The sequence below is a fragment of the Flavobacterium sp. W22_SRS_FP1 genome (assembly GCF_052113685.1).
In the GTDB taxonomy this organism is placed as follows: domain Bacteria; phylum Bacteroidota; class Bacteroidia; order Flavobacteriales; family Flavobacteriaceae; genus Flavobacterium.
This window is the reverse complement of sequence record NZ_JBGQOE010000038.1, coordinates 1-18,614: the sequence shown is the minus strand read 5'-3', so window position 1 is coordinate 18,614 and position 18,614 is coordinate 1. Positions and strand designations below refer to the sequence as shown.

Annotated in this window: 17 protein-coding genes; 12 read left to right on the top strand and 5 right to left on the bottom strand. The window is 35.2% G+C overall.

What is annotated here, in order from left to right; all coding sequences use genetic code 11:
* Window positions 1–136 precede the first annotated feature (136 nt).
* The gene (locus tag ACEN2H_RS14665) at window positions 137–775 is read right to left on the bottom strand and encodes a flavin reductase family protein (protein WP_441733633.1); all 639 of its coding nucleotides are present in this window, start codon (window positions 773–775) and stop codon (window positions 137–139) included.
* A gap of 157 nt (window positions 776–932) precedes the next feature.
* Between ACEN2H_RS14665 and ACEN2H_RS14660 the strand changes: the two genes are divergently transcribed.
* Both ACEN2H_RS14660 and ACEN2H_RS14655 read left to right on the top strand, forming a co-directional pair.
* Window positions 933–3,323 carry a penicillin acylase family protein gene (locus ACEN2H_RS14660; RefSeq protein ID WP_441733631.1) on the top strand — a complete coding sequence of 797 codons (2,391 nt, stop codon included), beginning with the start codon at window positions 933–935 and terminating at the stop codon, window positions 3,321–3,323.
* A 59-nt stretch (window positions 3,324–3,382) separates the two neighbouring features.
* Window positions 3,383–4,720 (top strand): FAD-dependent oxidoreductase, encoded by a 1,338-nt coding sequence (locus ACEN2H_RS14655; protein ID WP_441733629.1) that lies wholly within the window; start codon window positions 3,383–3,385, stop codon window positions 4,718–4,720.
* A 99-nt stretch (window positions 4,721–4,819) separates the two neighbouring features.
* On the opposite strand, the gene ACEN2H_RS14650 is transcribed toward ACEN2H_RS14655, so the two are convergent.
* Both ACEN2H_RS14650 and ACEN2H_RS14645 read right to left on the bottom strand, forming a co-directional pair.
* Window positions 4,820–5,182: a cupin domain-containing protein gene (locus ACEN2H_RS14650; RefSeq protein ID WP_441733627.1), complete on the bottom strand. Its 363-nt coding sequence runs from the start codon at window positions 5,180–5,182 to the stop codon at window positions 4,820–4,822.
* Window positions 5,183–5,415: 233 nt separating this feature from the next.
* A complete protein-coding gene (locus tag ACEN2H_RS14645) occupies window positions 5,416–6,948 on the bottom strand; it encodes a helicase HerA-like domain-containing protein (protein WP_441733625.1) in 1,533 nt (510 codons plus the stop codon).
* A gap of 388 nt (window positions 6,949–7,336) precedes the next feature.
* Here ACEN2H_RS14645 and ACEN2H_RS14640 point away from each other — a divergent pair, with 388 nt between their 5' ends.
* The 8 genes from ACEN2H_RS14640 to ACEN2H_RS14605 all read left to right on the top strand — a co-directional run bounded on the left by ACEN2H_RS14640 (window position 7,337) and on the right by ACEN2H_RS14605 (window position 14,044).
* Window positions 7,337–8,155 (top strand): MotA/TolQ/ExbB proton channel family protein, encoded by an 819-nt coding sequence (locus ACEN2H_RS14640; protein ID WP_441733623.1) that lies wholly within the window; start codon window positions 7,337–7,339, stop codon window positions 8,153–8,155.
* A 36-nt stretch (window positions 8,156–8,191) separates the two neighbouring features.
* On the top strand, window positions 8,192–8,803 hold the full coding sequence (locus ACEN2H_RS14635; RefSeq protein ID WP_441733621.1) for an ExbD/TolR family protein: 612 nt from the start codon (window positions 8,192–8,194) through the stop codon (window positions 8,801–8,803).
* A gap of 18 nt (window positions 8,804–8,821) precedes the next feature.
* Window positions 8,822–9,370 carry an ExbD/TolR family protein gene (locus tag ACEN2H_RS14630; RefSeq protein ID WP_441733620.1) on the top strand — a complete coding sequence of 183 codons (549 nt, stop codon included), beginning with the start codon at window positions 8,822–8,824 and terminating at the stop codon, window positions 9,368–9,370.
* A gap of 40 nt (window positions 9,371–9,410) precedes the next feature.
* Window positions 9,411–10,208, top strand: coding sequence for an energy transducer TonB (locus ACEN2H_RS14625; protein ID WP_441733618.1), 798 nt, complete (start codon window positions 9,411–9,413; stop codon window positions 10,206–10,208).
* Window positions 10,208–10,435: a hypothetical protein gene (locus ACEN2H_RS14620; RefSeq protein WP_441733616.1), complete on the top strand. Its 228-nt coding sequence runs from the start codon at window positions 10,208–10,210 to the stop codon at window positions 10,433–10,435. The genes ACEN2H_RS14625 and ACEN2H_RS14620 overlap by 1 nt, the downstream gene beginning before the upstream one ends.
* A gap of 6 nt (window positions 10,436–10,441) precedes the next feature.
* Complete coding sequence (locus ACEN2H_RS14615; RefSeq protein WP_441733614.1) at window positions 10,442–11,371, top strand: PstS family phosphate ABC transporter substrate-binding protein; 930 nt, start codon at window positions 10,442–10,444, stop codon at window positions 11,369–11,371.
* Window positions 11,372–11,409: 38 nt separating this feature from the next.
* Entirely contained in the window at window positions 11,410–13,173 is a 1,764-nt protein-coding gene (locus ACEN2H_RS14610; RefSeq protein WP_441733612.1) for a tetratricopeptide repeat protein, read from the top strand.
* Between the two features lie 238 nt (window positions 13,174–13,411).
* Complete coding sequence (locus tag ACEN2H_RS14605) at window positions 13,412–14,044, top strand: 7-carboxy-7-deazaguanine synthase QueE (RefSeq protein ID WP_441733610.1); 633 nt, start codon at window positions 13,412–13,414, stop codon at window positions 14,042–14,044.
* Between the two features lie 123 nt (window positions 14,045–14,167).
* On the opposite strand, the gene ACEN2H_RS14600 is transcribed toward ACEN2H_RS14605, so the two are convergent.
* A complete protein-coding gene (locus tag ACEN2H_RS14600; protein WP_441733608.1) occupies window positions 14,168–14,875 on the bottom strand; it encodes a class I SAM-dependent methyltransferase in 708 nt (235 codons plus the stop codon).
* 71 nt (window positions 14,876–14,946) lie between these two features.
* Here ACEN2H_RS14600 and ACEN2H_RS14595 point away from each other — a divergent pair, with 71 nt between their 5' ends.
* On the top strand, window positions 14,947–15,441 hold the full coding sequence (locus ACEN2H_RS14595; protein ID WP_441733606.1) for a YkgJ family cysteine cluster protein: 495 nt from the start codon (window positions 14,947–14,949) through the stop codon (window positions 15,439–15,441).
* A gap of 35 nt (window positions 15,442–15,476) precedes the next feature.
* Here ACEN2H_RS14595 and ACEN2H_RS14590 read toward each other — a convergent pair whose 3' ends face one another.
* Window positions 15,477–16,724 carry an exo-beta-N-acetylmuramidase NamZ family protein gene (locus ACEN2H_RS14590; RefSeq protein WP_441733604.1) on the bottom strand — a complete coding sequence of 416 codons (1,248 nt, stop codon included), beginning with the start codon at window positions 16,722–16,724 and terminating at the stop codon, window positions 15,477–15,479.
* A gap of 82 nt (window positions 16,725–16,806) precedes the next feature.
* Between ACEN2H_RS14590 and ACEN2H_RS14585 the strand changes: the two genes are divergently transcribed.
* Window positions 16,807–18,042 (top strand): ABC transporter permease, encoded by a 1,236-nt coding sequence (locus ACEN2H_RS14585; protein ID WP_441733602.1) that lies wholly within the window; start codon window positions 16,807–16,809, stop codon window positions 18,040–18,042.
* Window positions 18,043–18,614: the final 572 nt, after the last annotated feature.

Genomic DNA, 18,614 nt, shown 5'->3' with positions numbered 1-18,614 from the left:
TCAAGATACTGAATTTCAGTATCTTGAGCAATATCTAATCAATATTTTTTACCTCAAATAATTACACCCAACGGGTTTTTAATATATAATGTAAGTGTCTAAATCGTATTTGTGATTTAGACACTTTTTTTATAATCTATTTTAAGAATGATTTAGTAGGAGTGTCTTTCCTTGCATATTCGAAACGATCAATTAGTTTAGGCAAACAATAACCGTCTAGACCGTTCAAAGCGACTACATTCCCTTTGTCTATTTGTAACCAGCCATCATCGTGTCTCAAGTTTTCTTCAAAAAACAAGTTTTCAATTGATGCGATTACTTGTATAGTATCATTTTCTTTAATGTAATACTCATTCACATATTTGCAGTATAACTGGACTGGGCTTCCTTTTGCAAAAGGAATTTTTATACCCTTTTTGTACTCTTCTTCAAGGTTTGTTTTTTCAAATTCAGAAACACCATTTTCATAATTTGCAGAAGTATGATGTGCGTCTGCTATCATAGATTCTGTTATATGGTTAACTGTAAAATACTGATTGTCTTTGATATTTTGGTAAGTATCTCTGGGTACTGTTAAAGGCCGGACGATGAAACTGATCAATGCTGGGCTACTGCCCAAGTGGGTAACACTGCTGAAAATAGCGATGTTCGATTTGCCGTGAATGGATTTTGTTGCGATTAAATTAGCCGATTTGTATCCTGTACAAGAATTGATCAGATTTAATCGTTCTACTTTTTCCATATTCGAAAAATCTAATTTTGATAGCTGTTTCATTTTATTTTTTGAGCAAATATAGTTTTTGTTTATCTTTTGCAATAACATATTAAACGAAATAAATGTAATTTTGTGTGGGCGCATTTATTGTTGAAATACAATTCTGTCACTTTGAATCGGAAATCATTTATATTTGTTTTTATATTATAAACCCAACATGAATAAATTAAAAAAAAGACTACTGATTCTAGTATCAATATTGGCTTTGTTAACAGCTGCTTTGACTGTTTATGCTTTCTATTTAAAGCCAAAATATGAGGGTGAGTTAATGCTTAGTAGCATCCAAGAAACGACAACAGTTTATTTTGACGAGTTTGGGGTTCCTCACATTTATGCCGTCAATGCCAGTGATGCTATGGTGGCCTTGGGTTATGTTCATGCCCAAGATCGTTTGTGGCAAATGGAATTGATGCGACGTATCGCTCCGGGTCGCTTGTCGGAACTTTTCGGAAAAGTAGCATTGAAGAATGACCGCTTTTTTGCAGGATTGGGTATAGAAGAAGCCTCCGATAAAGCGATTGCAAATTTGGATAAAAGTAGTCCGAGTTATAAGCTAATGATGTCATACCTCGATGGAATCAACCAGTTTATGGAAGAAGGGCCAAGCCCAATAGAGTTTCTTTTGGTAGGTGTGAAGAAGGAGAATTTTACGATTAAGGATGTTTACAATATTTACGGATATATGTCTTTTAGTTTTGCCATGGCTCAAAAAACAGATCCTCTCTTGACGGACATTCGAAATAAATACGGAATGGATTACTTGAAAAATTTCGGTTTAGATAGTTCATTTAATACAGTTCAAATTAAAAACGCTAAAGAAAAGCCTGAGGAATACCTCGCCATTTCAGAATCAATTGCAGCTTTATTAGATAAGTCACCGATTCCTCCTTTTATAGGTAGTAATAGTTGGGTAATAGGCGAAAAGAAAACCAAAGGTGGAAAAGTGATTTTCGCTAATGATCCCCATATCGGATTTTCACAACCTGGTACCTGGTATGAAGCGCACCTGGTGACTCCTGAATTCGAGTTGTACGGCTGTTATTTGGCGGGTACTCCATATCCTTTATTAGGTCACAATAGAGAGTATGCTTACGGTTTGACAATGTTCGAAAATGACGATATCGACTTTTATCAAGAAGCAAATAATCCTACCAATCGTAATCAATATAAAACCCCTGAAGGTTTTAATGCTTATCAGGTTAGAAAGAAGCTTATCAAAGTGAAAGACAGCAGTGATTTCGTGATGAACGTAAAAGTCAGTCGCCACGGACCTATTATGAATGATTTGATTGACGGTTTAAAAGGCAATAAACCTGTTGCAATGTCTTGGGTTTATACGCAGCAGCCGCTTCGTATTCTCGATGCTGTTTATGCGCTTTCACATTCTAAAAGCAAAGCCGATTTTAAGAAAGGAGTTGCACTTATAGCGGCGCCAGGGTTGAATGTGATGTATGGAGATGCAAAAGGAAATGTAGCTTGGTGGGCGACAGGAAAACTATACAAACATCAAGAGGGTGTAGACACCCATTTTATTTTGGATGGTGCTTCGGGGAAGGATGAAATAACTGAGTATTTGGATTTCTCTCAAAATCCTTCTGCAGTAAATCCAGAATGGAATTATGTTTATTCGGCGAATAATCAACCAGAGGCGGTTAATGGGTTTTTATATCCCGGCTATTATCTGCCAAAAGACCGAGCCACAAGAATAACCCAACTGCTCGATAGTAAATCAAATTGGGATAAAGAAGCAGTCAGTAAAATGATGATGGATAATACTTCAGTAGTGGCGCTTGAGGTAGTTAAAAACTTAATATCAAATTTAGACGTAATGTCACTTTCAAAAAATGAAGCCGAAGCAATTTCGGTTTTAAAAGCTTGGAAAGGAACCAGTAATTTGAATGATATAGCACCAACGATTTACAACAAATGGATTTATTTGTACCTAAAAGCTACGTTTGCAGACGAGCTAGGGAAAGATGGTTTTAAACAGTTTTTGGCAACTCATGTCATGAAGCAAATGATTGCGGAACAAATTACTAATAATAATTCACCGTGGTGGGATAATATTGAAACGCCAAATAAAAAAGAAAGTAGAAGGGAAATTCTTTCCCAGTCCTTTAAGGAGGCTGTTGTAACTTTGGAGATGCAATTAGGGGAATCAGTTCAAGGTTGGACTTGGAATAAAGTACATGCCGTAGAATATGAACATCCTTTGGGGAAAGTGGAAGCACTGCGAAAAATATTTAATGTTGGTCCATTTAAAGTTTCGGGTTCAAATGAAGTAATTAACAACCAAATGTTTAATTATACAAATGAAGGAAAATATGTAGTTACGGGAGGGCCGTCAAGCAGACGAATAGTTGATTTTTCAGATGTAGAAAACAGCTGGACTATTCTGCCAACAGGACAATCGGGTAATCCTTTAAGTTCTCATTACAATGATCAGGCTAAAATGTATAATGAAGGAAAGTTTAGAAAAATGAAAATGAACAAGGAAGAAATTGTCAAAACTTCAACAAAATTGGTTTTTAATCCTAGTAAAAACTGAAGTTTTTAAAGACCTTGAAATAATAAATCAGTAATTTTGCCTAACTCTTATAAAAAATAATGCAAACTCCAAAAAGGATAGCAATAGTGGGTTCCGGCTTAGTCGGATCTTTATTAGCTATTTATTTACGCAAAGCTGGTCATACAGTTCACATATATGACAGAAGTCCAGATATTAGGCAAATCCAATTCTCAGGACGTTCTATAAATTTAGCCATGTCAAACCGTGGTTGGAAGGCCTTAGATGGTGTAGAAGTAGGTGACGCAGTGCGCGAAATTGCCATTCCAATGGATAAACGCGCCATTCATTTAGTAGATAAACTCAACTTTCAGAATTACGGTCAAGAAGGCGAAGCCATTTATTCCATTTCGAGAGGGATTCTAAATAGAAAGATGATTGATCTTGCCGAAGAAGCTGGAGCAGAATTTTTCTTTAATCAGAAAATTTGGGATGTAACCTTAAAAGAGGCTACTTTACATATGGGTGAAACCGAAAGAGGAAATTGGGAAGACAAAAAGTACGATATGGTCTTTGGTGCTGATGGAGCTTTTTCAAGAATTCGCCATCGCATGCAGCGCCAAAATATGTTTAATTACTCACAAGAGTTTTTAAATATGGGCTACAAAGAATTAAATATTCCGTCAAACCCGGATGGTACGCATAAATTAGACAAGAATTCCTTTCATATTTGGCCTCGAGGTGATTATATGTTGATTGCCCTCCCCAATTTAGACGGTAGCTTTACTTGTACCTTGTTTATGCCCTTTGAAGGAGAAAATTCATTTGATTTGTTAACTGAGCGTAAGGAGGTGGAAGCTTTTTTCGAAAAAAACTTTCCAGATTCTATTGATGTGATCCCAAAATTAGCGGAAGATTTTTTTAATAATCCAACTAGTACGCTAGTCACCATGAAATGCTATCCTTGGACTTACGAAGATAAAGTGGCGTTAATTGGTGATTCCTGTCATGCTATCGTTCCTTTTTACGGACAAGGAATGAATGCCGGTTTTGAAGATATATCTATTCTTTATGAAATAATGGAGAAATATGGTGATGATTGGGAATCAATTTTTTCAGAATATCAAAAATCACGCAAACCAAATGCCGATGCCATAGCAGAACTTTCATATCGCAATTTTATGGAAATGAGCTCCAAAACAGCTGATGAAAAATTCCTTTTGCAAAAGAAAATAGAAAAATGGTTTTCAGACAAGTACCCAGATAAGTGGATTCCGCTTTACAGTAGGGTGACTTTTAGTGACCGCCCGTATACTGAAGCCTTGGCTATAGGCGACCTTCAAAATGCTATTATGGAAGAGGTTTTAAAAACAGATAACATAGAGAGTATTTGGGACAGCGAATTAGTAGAAAATAAAATACTAGAATTGCTTAAATAGCTTTTTTGGAGCTATTCCCGCTATTCGTTGCAATCTTTTTTGTACTCTACCAAAGGCGCTAGAGTACAAAAAAGGATTTTCACTTCTATCAGGGCTAAATTAGTCTTCCCGATGCACTTTTGTAAAATCAAAGGCAGGTTGGCAAATCGCAATGTATTCACATTCTTCATCAAATGGGTTCGAATATTGAACGCGAGTGTTCTTATCTATTTTAATGGATTGACCTGTTTCAAGAATGACAATTTCGTCATCAATGATAAATTGCTTTTTTCCTTTTATGATATAGGTGTATTCGTCAAACTCTGGGGTTTGATATGGTTCGCTCCATTTTGGAGGTGCAATCATATGTGCAATTGAAATCTGCGGGTTCTTGGTTGAAGCCAAGCCATGATGTTCTTCAATTAACTTTCCGTCCGTCGTAGGGACAATAAAAGGCGCATTTTGGATAAAATATTTTTTCATTTTTATATTGTTTATGTTAATCCCGAACGTTCCCAGCCAGCCTAATTTTTTATTGAAGAGCCTTAAAATGGACTAGCATTAAGAATCTTTTTTAGGACTAGCTTTTTTCGAAATTATTTTCTTCTTGGGTGATTGGAGCTTTTGCTTACTAATATCCTGTTTCTTGATTGGACTTTAAAGAGGCAGGCCTAAGATATGGGTTAGAAGATTAATATGCACCATGATATTAAAATTTACTTTCGCATTATTTTTGACAATATTCCAAAGGCTCCTCTAATAAAAGTGGCGCTCGTCAAAACTTTTAGGACTGATTTTCCTATTTCGTCCGTCGCGTTTTTTTCTTGCGTTGTTTTAGTTTTGGTAGTTTTTTCAGCTTCTTTTTGCTGTTTTAACGTGGCTGTTTCATCTTCGAGAATAGCAATTTTTTTATTGAGCATTTCGTATGCGCTTTCGCGATCAATAATTTCACTGTATTTTTTGACCAACTTCGATTTGCTATTAATTTCCTGGATTTCGCTTTCAGTCAAAACATCCATCCTGCTCATCGGTGCTCGCATCATGGTAGCGACAAGTGGAGTTGGTACTCCCTTCTCGTTTAATGCGGTAACCAATGCTTCGCCAATACCCAGACTAGTTAATACTTCGCTGGTATTGTAATAATCGGAGGAGGGGTAATTGTCCGCGGTTTGTTTGATGGATTGTCTATCTTTTGCTGTAAATGCTCTTAAAGCATGTTGAATTTTCAATCCTAGTTGTGCCAAAACACCGCTTGGAACATCCATAGGGTTTTGCGTTATAAAATAAATCCCGATTCCCTTAGAGCGTATTAGTTTTACGATTGTTTCTATTTGTTCCAATAAGGCTTTGCTGGCTTCATTAAAAATCAAATGTGCTTCATCTATAAAAATGACTAACTCAGGTTGGTCTGAATCTCCTTTTTCAGGCATTTGCTGGTATATTTCAGCAAGTAAACTCAACATGAAAGTGGAAAATAGCTTAGGTTTGTCTTGAATGTCGGTCAATCGAAGGATATTTATATATCCTTTTCCGTTTTCGTCAATTCGCATTAAGTCCTCAATATCAAATGACATTTCGCCAAAAAACAGTTCTGCTCCTTGCTGTTCTAGTTCAATTATTTTTCTAAGAATTATTCCAGTAGTTGAAGTAGAGATCTTGCCGTAGCTTTTGGTAATTTCCTCTTTCCCTTCCTCTGTGATGTAATTAATTATTTTTTTGATGTCTTTAAGATCCAATAAAGGCATTTTATTGTCATCGCAATATTTAAAAATTACTGAAACAACACCAGCTTGTGTGTCATTCAAGCCTAATATTCGTGAAAACAATACTGGGCCAAATTCAGAGACGGTAGCACGAAGACGTACACCGCTTTGTTCTGATAGCGTTAGTAGTTCCACAGGAAACTTTGCGACTTTATAAGGAATATTTATTTTAGTGTGTCGATCTATTATAAAGGGTTTTTCTTCCCCTTCCTTTGCAATACCGCTAAAATCCCCTTTTACATCCATCATTAATACTGGAATTCCAAAGGAAGATAACTGTTCAGATAAAACCTGAATAGTTTTTGTCTTTCCGGTTCCAGTAGCACCAGCAATTAGTCCGTGTCTGTTTAATGTTTTTAAAGGTATTTTTACATGGGCATCTCCTAAAGCTTCTCCATTAAGCGTGGCAGCACCCAAAATAATACTATCTCCTTTGTGTGTATATCCTTCTGTAATGATTTGTATAAAATCGTCTCTTTTTGCCATAACGTAAATGAATTAAAAAGCATGGGTAATTTAGTACAATTATTTTTTATGTCAAATTAAATGTAATAAATTTAGTGTTTAACGCAATTATAAACATAGTTTAATACTCATACTTTAAAAAAATATTTTTAGGTATTACGCTATATTTATTGAATTAAATTATTATTAATTCATAAAATAATAAGGTATTTCTTTAAAAACACTAAATTTTTCTAAGGATATTGATGAAAAATCAATTAATTATAAATTTAAAAATAATTACGAATAAAATAATTTTTCAAAAAAATAAAAAAAAGTTTTTTTATCTGAACTAATCATATAAATTTGCGGCACTACAAGTTAATTAGAACTAAAAATAAATTGTTTAAAACTATTAAAATTAAAAAAAATGGCAAACGTTAAAAAAGAAAGCACTTCAAACGGAGGAGGAATGGTTTCAGGGCTTATTATTGTTGCATGTATTGGTGTTGGTGTGTTAATTTGGAAATTCATCATGGGTAATCCTTCGAATTTTGAAGGTGGAAATATTGAAACAGGACATCCTTTGAATACTTTGGGTCAAGTGTATCATGGAGGTGCAGTTGTGCCAGTATTGTTGGGGATGTTATTGATGGTTCTTGTTTTTTCTATTGAAAGATTTTTTGTTATATCCAAAGCTGCTGGTAAAGATAAATTAGATGCTTTTATGACAAAAGTACAATTAAGCATTAAAACGGGTGAAATTGATGAAGCTATTGCATTATGTGACAAACAACAAGGTTCTGTCGCAAATTCAATCAAATCTGCTTTAGTTAAATACCAAGCAGTTAAGAAAGAAGGATTTAATAGTGAAGAAGCAGCTGAGACTATTCACAAGGAAATCGAAGAAGCTACTTCACTTGAAATGCCAATGCTACAAAAAAACATGACAATTATATCATCTTTAGTTTCTTTAGGAACTCTTATTGGATTGTTAGGGACTGTATCGGGTATGATTAAAGCGTTTGGTGCATTAGCTGCTGCTGGAACTCCAGATCAAGCTGCTCTTGCTGCGGGTATTTCTGAAGCACTTATTAATACAGCAACAGGTATTGGAACTTCAGCTGTAGCAATTATTTCTTATAATTTCTTTACTTCAAAAATTGATGATTTAACTTATTCTATTGATGAAGCTGCTGTTTCAATTGTGAATACTTACAGAAGATTCAGAGGAAGTTTGAAGCAATAATATTTTGATATTTATATCAAATAAAAAACATAAAGAATGGCTAAAATAAAAATAAAAAAAAACCCAGGTTCTACAGACATGACTGCGATGTGCGATGTCGCGTTCCTTTTGCTTACCTTCTTTGTAATGACTTCAACTGCAAAAATACCTGAGGCACTAGTTGTAGATACACCAGTTTCAACTGTTCAGACTAAATTACCTACATCTGATTTGGCTACTTTAACTGTTGGTAAAGGAAAAGTGTTCTTTGATTTGAAAGGAAGAGAAGTTCGTAGGAGAACCTTAGAATTAATGGGCGAGAAATACGGTGTGACTTTTTCTGATGGTGATAAACAGATTTTTTCAATGATGGATGATTTCGGTGTACCAATTCTTAATCTTCAGCAGATCATTGACATGAAAGCGGCTGATAGGAGTAAAGCGGGGCAACCTGGTATTCCGACGGATTCGCTTGATAATCAGCTGAAGGAATGGATCTACAATGCGCGTATTGCAAATATCGAGGTAAACGATAAAGAATTGCAAGTGGCCATTAAGGGTGATGGTAAAGAGGAATATCCAGCCATTAGAAAAGTGATGGATATTTTACAAGAGCAAAAAATCAATAGCTTTAGTTTAGTTACTGGTTTGAGAGGAAAAGATTTTTAATAAAAAAAAGACACTACAATGGCTGAATTAAATACAGGCGATGATGGAGGCGGAAAAGGTGGTAAAGTAAGAAGTAAAAAATCAAACGCAAAAGTAGATTTAACTGCTATGGTTGATTTAGCGTTCTTATTAATTACATTCTTTATGCTTACCACGACGTTGTCTAAACCTCAATCGATGAGTTTGGGCTTGCCAGATAAAGATGACGACCCTTCAAAAAACAAAGACATCAAAGTAGATGAGAATCGTACGATGACTGTATTGTTGGGAGAAGATAATAAATTAGTTTATTATATGGGGTTGTTAGCAGCGCCGATTGGTGGTCCAAAAGATATGGCTTTTGGGAAAGATGGAATTCGTAAGGAAATATTGTCTCGAAAAGTATCAGTTGTTGAGTATACAGGGAATAAAAGCAAAGGGATGATTGTTATTATCAAACCTAGTAAAAAATCGAAGTATAAAAACTTAGTTGATATTCTTGATGAAATGGCGATTACAGGCGTTGAAACCTATGCTATCGTACCTGAATTTACACCAGAGGAACAAAAATTGTTAGAAGGAAAGTAAGTTTTATTCTTATGCCCCAATAACCTAATAATTAAGAAAAATGAAATTAGACATATTAAAAAATCAATGGCTTGATATAGTATTCGAAGGCCGTAACAAAGTTTACGGAGCTTATGAATTAAGAAAGTCAAACAGAAAGACTACTATAAAAGCGCTTATTCTTGGGGCGATATTTTTTAGCGTTGCTCTGGCGGCCCCTCTTATCATCGACTTACTTCCTCAAGGTGCTGAAGATGATATGGACAGGGATATTAAAATCACTGCTATTAAACTGCCGCCAAAGAAAAAAGAAGAACCTAAACTAAATATCCCACCACCACCACCACCACCACCAAAAGTGGATCAGGTTAAGTTTGTGAAGCCGGTGGTAGCTAAGGCAGAAGAAGTGACTGAGGAGCCGCCGAAGATTGTCGAAATGAAGGAAAAAAAGATTGGTGCAGAGACGATCAAGGGAGATCCGGATGCTGTATTGACTGTGGCGCCAGTAGGTCCTGGACCAACAAAAATTGTAGAAGAGGACAATCAAATTTATAATACAGCGGGTATCGAAGTAAAACCTGAATTCCCTGGAGGAATGGCTAAGTTTTATAAGTACGTGGGTAGTAACTACCGTGCGCCGGACGAAGAAGGACTTAAAGGAAAAATTTATGTTACTTTTGTAGTAGAAAAAGATGGTTCACTAACAGACATCAAAGTGCTTAGGGACATTGGTTATGGAACTGGAAAAGAAGCAATAAGAGTGCTTGAAAGATGTCCGAGATGGAATCCAGGAGTTCAAAACGGAAAGCCGGTGAGAGTATTATATTCTCTTCCGATTACTATTCAAACAGCGGATTAATGTTGGATAAGATATATAGAAGTATTCAGGAGAAATCGCTCAAAGAGCGGTTTCTTCTCGTTATAGGTGTTTTGTTTTTTGTATTTTACTTGATTTTAGGATTATTGATTATTTTTATGAATAATTTTCCTTTGGATATGAAATTGGGTTATAGAATTGCTTTTGGAATGCTACTTATAACGTATGGTTTCATAAGGTTAATTCGTCTTATTAACGATAATAAATGATATATTATGAAAAAGTTTTTCAAACGTACTTATCTAGTTCTCGCTTCGTTATTTTTGGTACTAATATCTTGTAAGCAATCGGGCGATGCGAAAAAAGGTGTAGATACCATTCTAAAAGGAAATGTAACAATATTAGTCGATGAGACATTAAAGCCCATCATTGATGATCAGGTAGCGGTTTTTGAAAGTAAATATGAAGCTAAGATTAATTTAGATGCAAAGTCAGAGAAAGAGTTAATTAAAGGATTTCTTAATGACAGTTCTGGGGTAGCTGTTTTGTCGAGAACATTGAATCAGGATGAAATCAAATACTTTGAACGAAAACGCATAACTCCTAAAATAACAAAAATAGGTATTGACGCAATCGCTTTTATTAGGAATAATACAAGTAAAGATACTTTGATTGCTTTAGAAGATGTTATTAGTTTTATGCAAGGTCAAGAACAAGCGAATATAAAAGGATTAGTTTTCGATAATCCTAATTCTAGCACGCTGCGTTATATGAACGATCTTGCAGGATTAGATGAAACGCCTACAAAGTCTGTGTTTTCCTTCAAAACAAACGAAGACGTGATTAAATATGTTTCTGAGAATGAAGGAATGGTCGGAGTTGTTGGCGTCAATTGGTTATCACAGCCGTCAACTACTTCGAAAAGTGATATGAAAAACATAAATGTGCTTAATGTCAAAAGTTTAAATAATATTGGCTATTTTGCGCCTTCGCAAAATAACATTGCAGAAGGTACTTATCCTTTGGCACGTGATTTGTATATAATAAATTGTCAAGGTTATTCTGGATTGGGAATGGGGTTCGCTTCATTTGTTGCTGGAGATATAGGTCAAAGAATAATTTTAAAATCTGGACTGCTTCCTTTTAGGATGCCAGGAAGAAATATTATTATTAAAACTAAGTCTAATACTGACGAGAAAAAATGATAATGAATGTGAATATGAATAAATTAAAAAAAGTTAAAATGAACAAATTTAAAATTTTAGGTGTGGCGTTTTTGTCTTCCGTAGCGTTTAGTTATGCTCAAGACATAGATCAAGCTAAAAAAGAGATGGACGCCGAAAAGTACCAAAACGCAAAAATTACGTTAAAATCAATAATCAAGGAAGATCCGGATAAAGGGCTGGCTTATTTTCTTTTGGGGAATGTTTACCTTACTCAAAGGGTAGTTGATTCTGCAAAGATTAGTTATCAAAATGGTTTAAGGGCTAAAGATGAAGAGCATTTTAATTATATTGGATTGGGTCAAATGGACCTTAATGACGGTAATTTAGCCGCTGCCAAAACTAAATTTGATTTGGCAATAGAAGAAATGGGAAGAAGAGATTTTGAAGAGTTCGTCTATGTGGCAAAAGCGTATATGAATGCTTATAAACCGGATTATAAAGCTGCGATAAGTACTTTGAAACGTGTTGATGAGAAGTACAGTCAAGAGCCGCTTGTATTACTAGCTCTTGGAGATGCCTATTATGGTGATAAAAATCAAAATGATGCATACTCAGCATATCGTAATGCATTTCGTATAGATAATACTTTGATAAGAGCCAAAATGCAATTGGGAGTTTTACTTAAAGGGGCTAAAGCATATACTGAAGCGGTAGCCGCTTACAATGATGTGATAGCAACAAATCCTAATTACGGGCCTTTATATCGTGAATTAGCTGAGACATATTACTATTGGGCAGTTAATGTACCTTCCAGAAATGATCAATACATGAAACAAGCCTTGTCTTATTATGAAAAATACATGGTTTTAACGGATTATTCGTTGGCTTCACGTATGCGTCATGCGGATTTTTTAATTGTGGCTCATGATTACAAAGCTTTGGAAATTGAAGCTGAAAAAATGAAGGAAATTGACAATGTTAATCCTAGAATCTTACGTTATTTAGGGTACTCCGCATATTTTAATGACAATGTGGATGTAGCTATCAAAGCTCTTGAAGATTTCACAGAAAATGCATCAAATAATGTAATGTCACTGGATTATTTATATTTAGGTTTTGCTAATATTAAAAAAGCAACAATGGGCACGGACTTAACAGTCGCAGAGCCAGTATTGTTTAACAAAGGAATTGCTCTTGTTAAAAAAGCATATGCTTTGGAAAATTCTGTTGCAAATGACTTAAGTGAAGCTGGAAAGGATCTTTATGAGAAGAAGATGTATAAAGAAGCAGCTGCTATTTTTGAAATCGCAACTTCTTACAAAGAATCTAAAAACTATTTACTTGATAATTTTTATTTAGGGAACTCTTTGTATTTCGATAATACAAAAACTGGCGCTATAAAAGATTCAATTGCTTTGAATAAGGCAGATATTGCTTTTGGAAATGTAATAGAAGCGTCACCAGCAACTGTGGATGTTTATGTTTATCGTGCAAGAACGAACAGTTTGCTTGGGAATGATGAATTGATGATTAAATACTACCAGCAATATATTAATATTGTCGGTAAGAATTTAAGAAAGGAGTTAGAGCAAGCTGATTCTGAGGTTAACATGAATGATTTTCTTCCTAATTTATATAAGAGGACCATAACAGATTTTAACTATTCATTATATCAAGCTGAAATGGATAAAATTAAACCTAAACTAATCGAAGCCTATAACACTATGGCTGCCGCTTACGCTAATACTGACAAAGTAAAAGCTGTTGAGATGTTCAATAAAACACTTGCTATCGATCCTGAGAATGGATACGCGAAACAGTCCGTGAATACGCTTAAATAAGCGAATTTATTTAAAACAAAAAACCGGTAGCCTAAACGCTATCGGTTTTTTTTGTTTTTGATTAAAAGAAGTGATTTTATTAGGGCTTCATTTTTGACCTTCTCTCTTTTATTTGATGCTAATTAAGCAGTGGTGTTGTCGGTTATTTTGTTTGTATCATCAATTTTTAGAAAGCATTTCCATATAATTAAATTACTCCTTTTCAAATTGGCTATCTTTGCATCTTTAAATTATTATAATGCTATCAAAAGAAGTACAATTAGAGGTTAATAAAGGGGCCATGCTTCCCTTAATGGAAGAGTTTTACACAATTCAAGGGGAAGGTTATCATACCGGAACAGCAGCTTATTTTGTGAGAATAGGGGGTTGCGATGTAGGTTGTCATTGGTGTGATGTTAAAGAAAGTTGGAACGCCGCTTTGCATCCGCCTACGAGTGTCGATTTAGTAGTTGCTAATGCTAGTAAATATGCGGAAACTGTAGTTGTGACAGGAGGGGAACCATTAATGTGGGATATGACCTTGCTGACACAAATGCTTAAGGATAATAATCGTAAGGTTCATATAGAAACTTCGGGAGCCTATAATCTTACTGGAATATGGGATTGGATTTGTCTTTCACCAAAGAAAAATAAGTTACCTACTAAAACTGTTTATGACAAAGCACACGAATTGAAGGTTATTATCTTTAACAAACATGATTTTATTTTTGCAGAAGAGCAGGCTGAGTTGGTAAATAACGACGCCATATTATTTCTTCAGCCCGAATGGAGCAAGAAAGAAGAAATGACTCCTTTAATCGTGGACTACGTAATGAAGAATCCAAAATGGAGGGTATCACTACAAACGCACAAATACCTGAACATACCGTAATCGTAATTTACTTTTTTTTCCATAAAAATGCCCCAAATAGTTTCTGACTTTTTGGGGTATGTTCATTTTGTGAGGCTTGTTTAGTTAATTTTAGACTTAAGATTTGTCGTAATTATTTGTTTTTTATATCGAAAGCCTGGCCAAATAATCATAATGTTCTCCCTCTAAAATCAATTCAGATTTTAGGCCGTTTGCAAAAGCAGCATTTTGAAGGGTGTTGTAATCAATATACATCCAGTCAAAAGGTTTTTCTTTTTCTCCTTTGTAAGAGATGTTGAAAACAACTTCGCCATAATAGGCATTATCTGATGGAATCCACTTCCCGCCATCTTCATCATCGTCAAACATATAAATTATATCAGAGCTGTCTAGTAGAATTTGACCTCCAGGATTTAATAGAGATTTGAGTTTTAAAAGAAAATTAGGTATGTTCTTCAACTTGCCGCACATACCAGCACCGTTCATTAATAATAAGACAGTATCATATTTTTCGTTTTCTAAGGTCATTACGTCGTGCACTCGGGCATCTTTTATTCCGCGTAATGAGCATGCGTCGATCGCATTTGGTGAAATGTCGATGGCTGTTACTTCTAGGCTTCTTTCGTTTTGCAAAGTCAAACTGTGACTGCCCGCGCCGCAACCAACGTCTAGGATTCTACCTTTGGCTAGTTGAAGTGCTTTTTGTTCCATCTTAGGCATTTCATTATATGATCGAAATAAATAAGTGACACTCATTTCATCTTCCTCTGAAATTGTAGTTTCGGTAATCAAATCTTCAGGTGAATTATTCGTTTGAAAATCAAGTATGGCTTTGCCAAAAAGGTCTTTCATTTATTTAGTTTAAAGTTTACTGTTCGATTTAGAAAGCTTAGTTTTGCAGATATTAATTTTAAAATGTAAGCTTGAAACCATCTTTAAACGATCTTGTAAAACTTGCCAAAGATAAGCATATAGAAACCAAAAAGTATTTCGATAAGCTTAAAAAGAAAACGCCTAAGAATTTAGATTATGTGATGCAGGATTTGCATGATGCAGAATTTAAGAAAACCGATTGTTTAAAATGTGCCAATTGTTGCAAAACAACTGGGCCATTGTTTACATCGGCAGATATTGAGCGAGTATCAAAATACCTAAAGCAGAAGCCGCAACAATTTATCGAACAATATTTGCGCATTGATGAAGATAAGGATTATGTGCTGCAAAGTGTTCCTTGTACTTTTCTGGATAGTGAAAATGCATGTATGATATATGATGTACGTCCAAAAGCATGTAGAGAATTTCCTCACACGGATAGAAAGAAGTTTCAGCAAATCACAGATTTAACTTTGAAGAACATTCCTGTTTGTCCTGCGGCCTATAACATTATAGAAGAAATGAAAAAGAAATTGCCTTTATAGCAAATCCAAAAGCGCATCTTTCTTCTTGGTTCTTTTTAATAAATTAAATACTGACTCCTCATTTCTTTAAACTGGATTAACCCTTTCTCCCAGCTTTTTCTGATCTCTACTTCAGAGACTCCATTTTCTATTTGCGACTGTAGTTTTTTGGTCCCCGCCAATTTTGTAAAAAACGAATTAAAAAATTTTGATTTATCTTCGGTGGTTTGATAAGCTTTAATTAACCATTTTAATTCCATTCGATTTACTTTGGCTATAGCCGATAAATCTTCACCAAAGCATTCAATCTCATTATAAAAAGGATTTTGTGCTCCTATATTTGGTTTTGGTATGAAACTAAAGTTGCTTTTTGGCAAATAGGGCGATCCGTAAATTTGAAACTGTTTGGCCGTTCCCCTTCCTACACTTACATTGGTACCTTCAAAAAGGCATAAACTCGCATAAAGATTCACAGCTTGGTCATTCGGAAGATTAGGTGATGGTTTCACGGGTAAGCTGTAATTCATCTTTCTGTTGTAATTAGTACAAGGAATCACTGTCAGTTTGCATTGAATGCCGTTTTTCAGCCACTTTTCACCATTAATCATTTTCCCATATTCACCGATGCTCAGTCCGTGTAAAATAGGAATTGGATGCATGCCTACAAAGCTGGAATATTCCTTTTCCAAAATCGGACCATCTACAACATTTCCATTAGGGTTGGGTCTGTCCAGAATAATTAGGGGAATTTTATTTTCGGCGCAAGCCTCCATTACATAGTGTAGGGAGGATATATAAGTGTAAAATCGTGCGCCTACATCTTGCAAATCAAATACCATTATGTCGATTCCAGCTAATTGTGCTGGCTTCGGTTTTTTGTTGTCGCCATATAGCGATATGATAGGCAGGCTTGTTTTGGGATCTTTGCCGTCAACGACATGTTCGCCAGCATCAGCTGTCCCGCGGAAGCCATGTTCAGGCGCAAATATTTTCTGAATAGCGATATTTTCTTCTACTAGAAAATCAACTATGTGGTTGCTGTTTGATAAAAGCCCCGATTGATTTGTTACAATGCCAATTTTTTTATCCCTTAAGAAGGGAAGGTAGATCGTTCCATTGTCGGCGCCAGTACTAATTGCTAGTAATACACTGCTTTTTACGGTTGCGGAGTATTGTTTCTCGTCTTTGGCAGCTTGTTTCTCGATTGAACTTCCACAAGAAAACAATACGAGTACTCCACAAGATAATATCAAGATTGTTTTCCTGAAAGTCTTAACTACGAAAAAGATAGATGTAAGTGTCATGTTTTATTGTAATAAGTGAAAAATGGAGCGATTCTTGGCTGAAAACTTTATGTATATTTGCATAACAACCAAAACACCTCTCTTGAATTTAGAATACTTCATAGCCAAAAGACTAATAACTGCTAAAGATTATAAAAGTAGCATATCTGCACCAATTATAAAAATTGCAATTTCAGCCATTGCAATAGGAATGGTCATGATGATTGTTTCAATAGCAACGGGAATTGGGCTGCAACAAAAGATTAGAGAAAAAATTTCTGCATTTAATGGGCATATCATTATTTCTAATTATGACAATAACCAATCTGAAGTTCCTTTAGTTCCAATTTCAAAAAACCAGGATTTTTATCCCGAGTTCAAAACGGTTGAAGGGGTGAGTCATATTCAAGCCATTGCAAGTAAAGCTGGAATTATAAGAACTGAGTCCGCTTTTGAGGGGATTATTTTTAAGGGAGTGGGTGCTGATTATGACTGGACGAATATAAAGGATTATGTCGTGTCGGGAAAACTACCTGATTTTTCTAAAAAGGTAAATCAAGATGTGTTGATTTCTCAGTTCCTCGCCGATAGATTAAAGCTAAAGGTGGGAGATACCTTTAATACTTTCTTCATGAAAGAGGCTCAGAATAAGTTACCTAATATTCGAAGGTTTAAAATCATGGGGATTTTTAATTCAGGTTTCCAGGAATTTGATGCCACCTATATCATTGGGGATATTCGTCACATGCAACGAATTAACAAATGGAAACCTGATCAAGTGGGAGCTTTCGAGGTTTTCGTGGATGATTTTGACGATATAAAACGGGTGGGAGATCAGGTATATCAACAAACGGGTTCGACGCTTGACACTAAAACCATAATAGAAAAATACAGTTATATATTTGAATGGCTTCAATTATTCGATTTCAATATCATAGTCATACTAATCGTCATGATATTGGTTGCTACCATCAATATGGTGGTGGCGTTGTTGGTACTTATTCTGGAGCGTACCCAAATGATAGGGATTTTGAAGGCATTAGGGGCAAACAACTGGAGTATTCGTAAAATATTTCTTTACAACGCTTCCTACCTTATTCTTCGTGGATTATTCTGGGGGAACCTCATTGGTATATCTATATTATTACTGCAACAGCATTTTGGAATAATCAAACTCAATCCGGAAAATTACTATGTAAATGAGGCGCCGGTATATCTTAATTTGGGATATATCGCATTACTGAACCTTCTTACGATTGGCGTTTGCTTTTTGGTGTTGTTAATTCCTTCCTATATAATAACAAAAATCTCACCCGTCAAAGCGATTCGTTTTGATTAGAGCAATTAGGAGCTATTTCCTGCTATACGCTACAATCTTATCTGCCGAACACCGGCATATAAGGATTTATGCTGCTATCAGGGCTAGGGATTGGGTTTAAAAACCTGATTCTTTTTTCGATTTAATGAATAAGCGCTTTATTGTATAGGCGTAAGTTTTAAAAGTACAGAAATATTCATAAAGCTTTTAGCCTTTGAAAGGCTAAAAGCTTTATTTTGTAGAGAGGCTACGTGAATTCCCGAAAAACTGTTAGCTTAATATAGGATATATTGTCAAAGCACTTCCGCTAAGACTACCTTTCCTTCGGAGAGGGCCGGGGAGAAGAAAAAACTTTTGTCTTCAAATGACGGTTGTTCAACAAGTTAAACTCAAAGTTAAGAAAAAGAGTAAAAAAAGGCTTCTAAAAAGCTTGAATTAGCCAATAAAGGTGGTACTTTTGCACCCGCAACAACGAATAAGTTCTTTAAAATATTGAGTAAGTGAAACACGGGAAAACGGGTTTATATTAAAAGAAAAGAGAAAGCAAAACTTTCTAAAAAAGATTTTAAAAAACACTTGCGAGATTAAAAAGA

Bases quoted from the DNA above. Each gene is read 5' to 3' on its own strand.
- ACEN2H_RS14590 (WP_441733604.1), bottom strand. From the start codon at position 16,724: ATGACACTTACATCTATCTTTTTCGTAGTTAAGACTTTCAGGAAAACA.
- ACEN2H_RS14605 (WP_441733610.1), top strand. From the start codon at position 13,412: ATGCTATCAAAAGAAGTACAATTAGAGGTTAATAAAGGGGCCATGCTT.
- ACEN2H_RS14610 (WP_441733612.1), top strand. From the start codon at position 11,410: ATGAACAAATTTAAAATTTTAGGTGTGGCGTTTTTGTCTTCCGTAGCG.
- ACEN2H_RS14635 (WP_441733621.1), top strand. From the start codon at position 8,192: ATGGCTAAAATAAAAATAAAAAAAAACCCAGGTTCTACAGACATGACT.
- ACEN2H_RS14630 (WP_441733620.1), top strand. From the start codon at position 8,822: ATGGCTGAATTAAATACAGGCGATGATGGAGGCGGAAAAGGTGGTAAA.
- ACEN2H_RS14650 (WP_441733627.1), bottom strand. From the start codon at position 5,182: ATGAAAAAATATTTTATCCAAAATGCGCCTTTTATTGTCCCTACGACG.
- ACEN2H_RS14640 (WP_441733623.1), top strand. From the start codon at position 7,337: ATGGCAAACGTTAAAAAAGAAAGCACTTCAAACGGAGGAGGAATGGTT.
- ACEN2H_RS14645 (WP_441733625.1), bottom strand. From the start codon at position 6,948: ATGGCAAAAAGAGACGATTTTATACAAATCATTACAGAAGGATATACA.
- ACEN2H_RS14600 (WP_441733608.1), bottom strand. From the start codon at position 14,875: ATGAAAGACCTTTTTGGCAAAGCCATACTTGATTTTCAAACGAATAAT.
- ACEN2H_RS14665 (WP_441733633.1), bottom strand. From the start codon at position 775: ATGAAACAGCTATCAAAATTAGATTTTTCGAATATGGAAAAAGTAGAA.
- ACEN2H_RS14620 (WP_441733616.1), top strand. From the start codon at position 10,208: ATGTTGGATAAGATATATAGAAGTATTCAGGAGAAATCGCTCAAAGAG.
- ACEN2H_RS14615 (WP_441733614.1), top strand. From the start codon at position 10,442: ATGAAAAAGTTTTTCAAACGTACTTATCTAGTTCTCGCTTCGTTATTT.
- ACEN2H_RS14655 (WP_441733629.1), top strand. From the start codon at position 3,383: ATGCAAACTCCAAAAAGGATAGCAATAGTGGGTTCCGGCTTAGTCGGA.
- ACEN2H_RS14625 (WP_441733618.1), top strand. From the start codon at position 9,411: ATGAAATTAGACATATTAAAAAATCAATGGCTTGATATAGTATTCGAA.
- ACEN2H_RS14660 (WP_441733631.1), top strand. From the start codon at position 933: ATGAATAAATTAAAAAAAAGACTACTGATTCTAGTATCAATATTGGCT.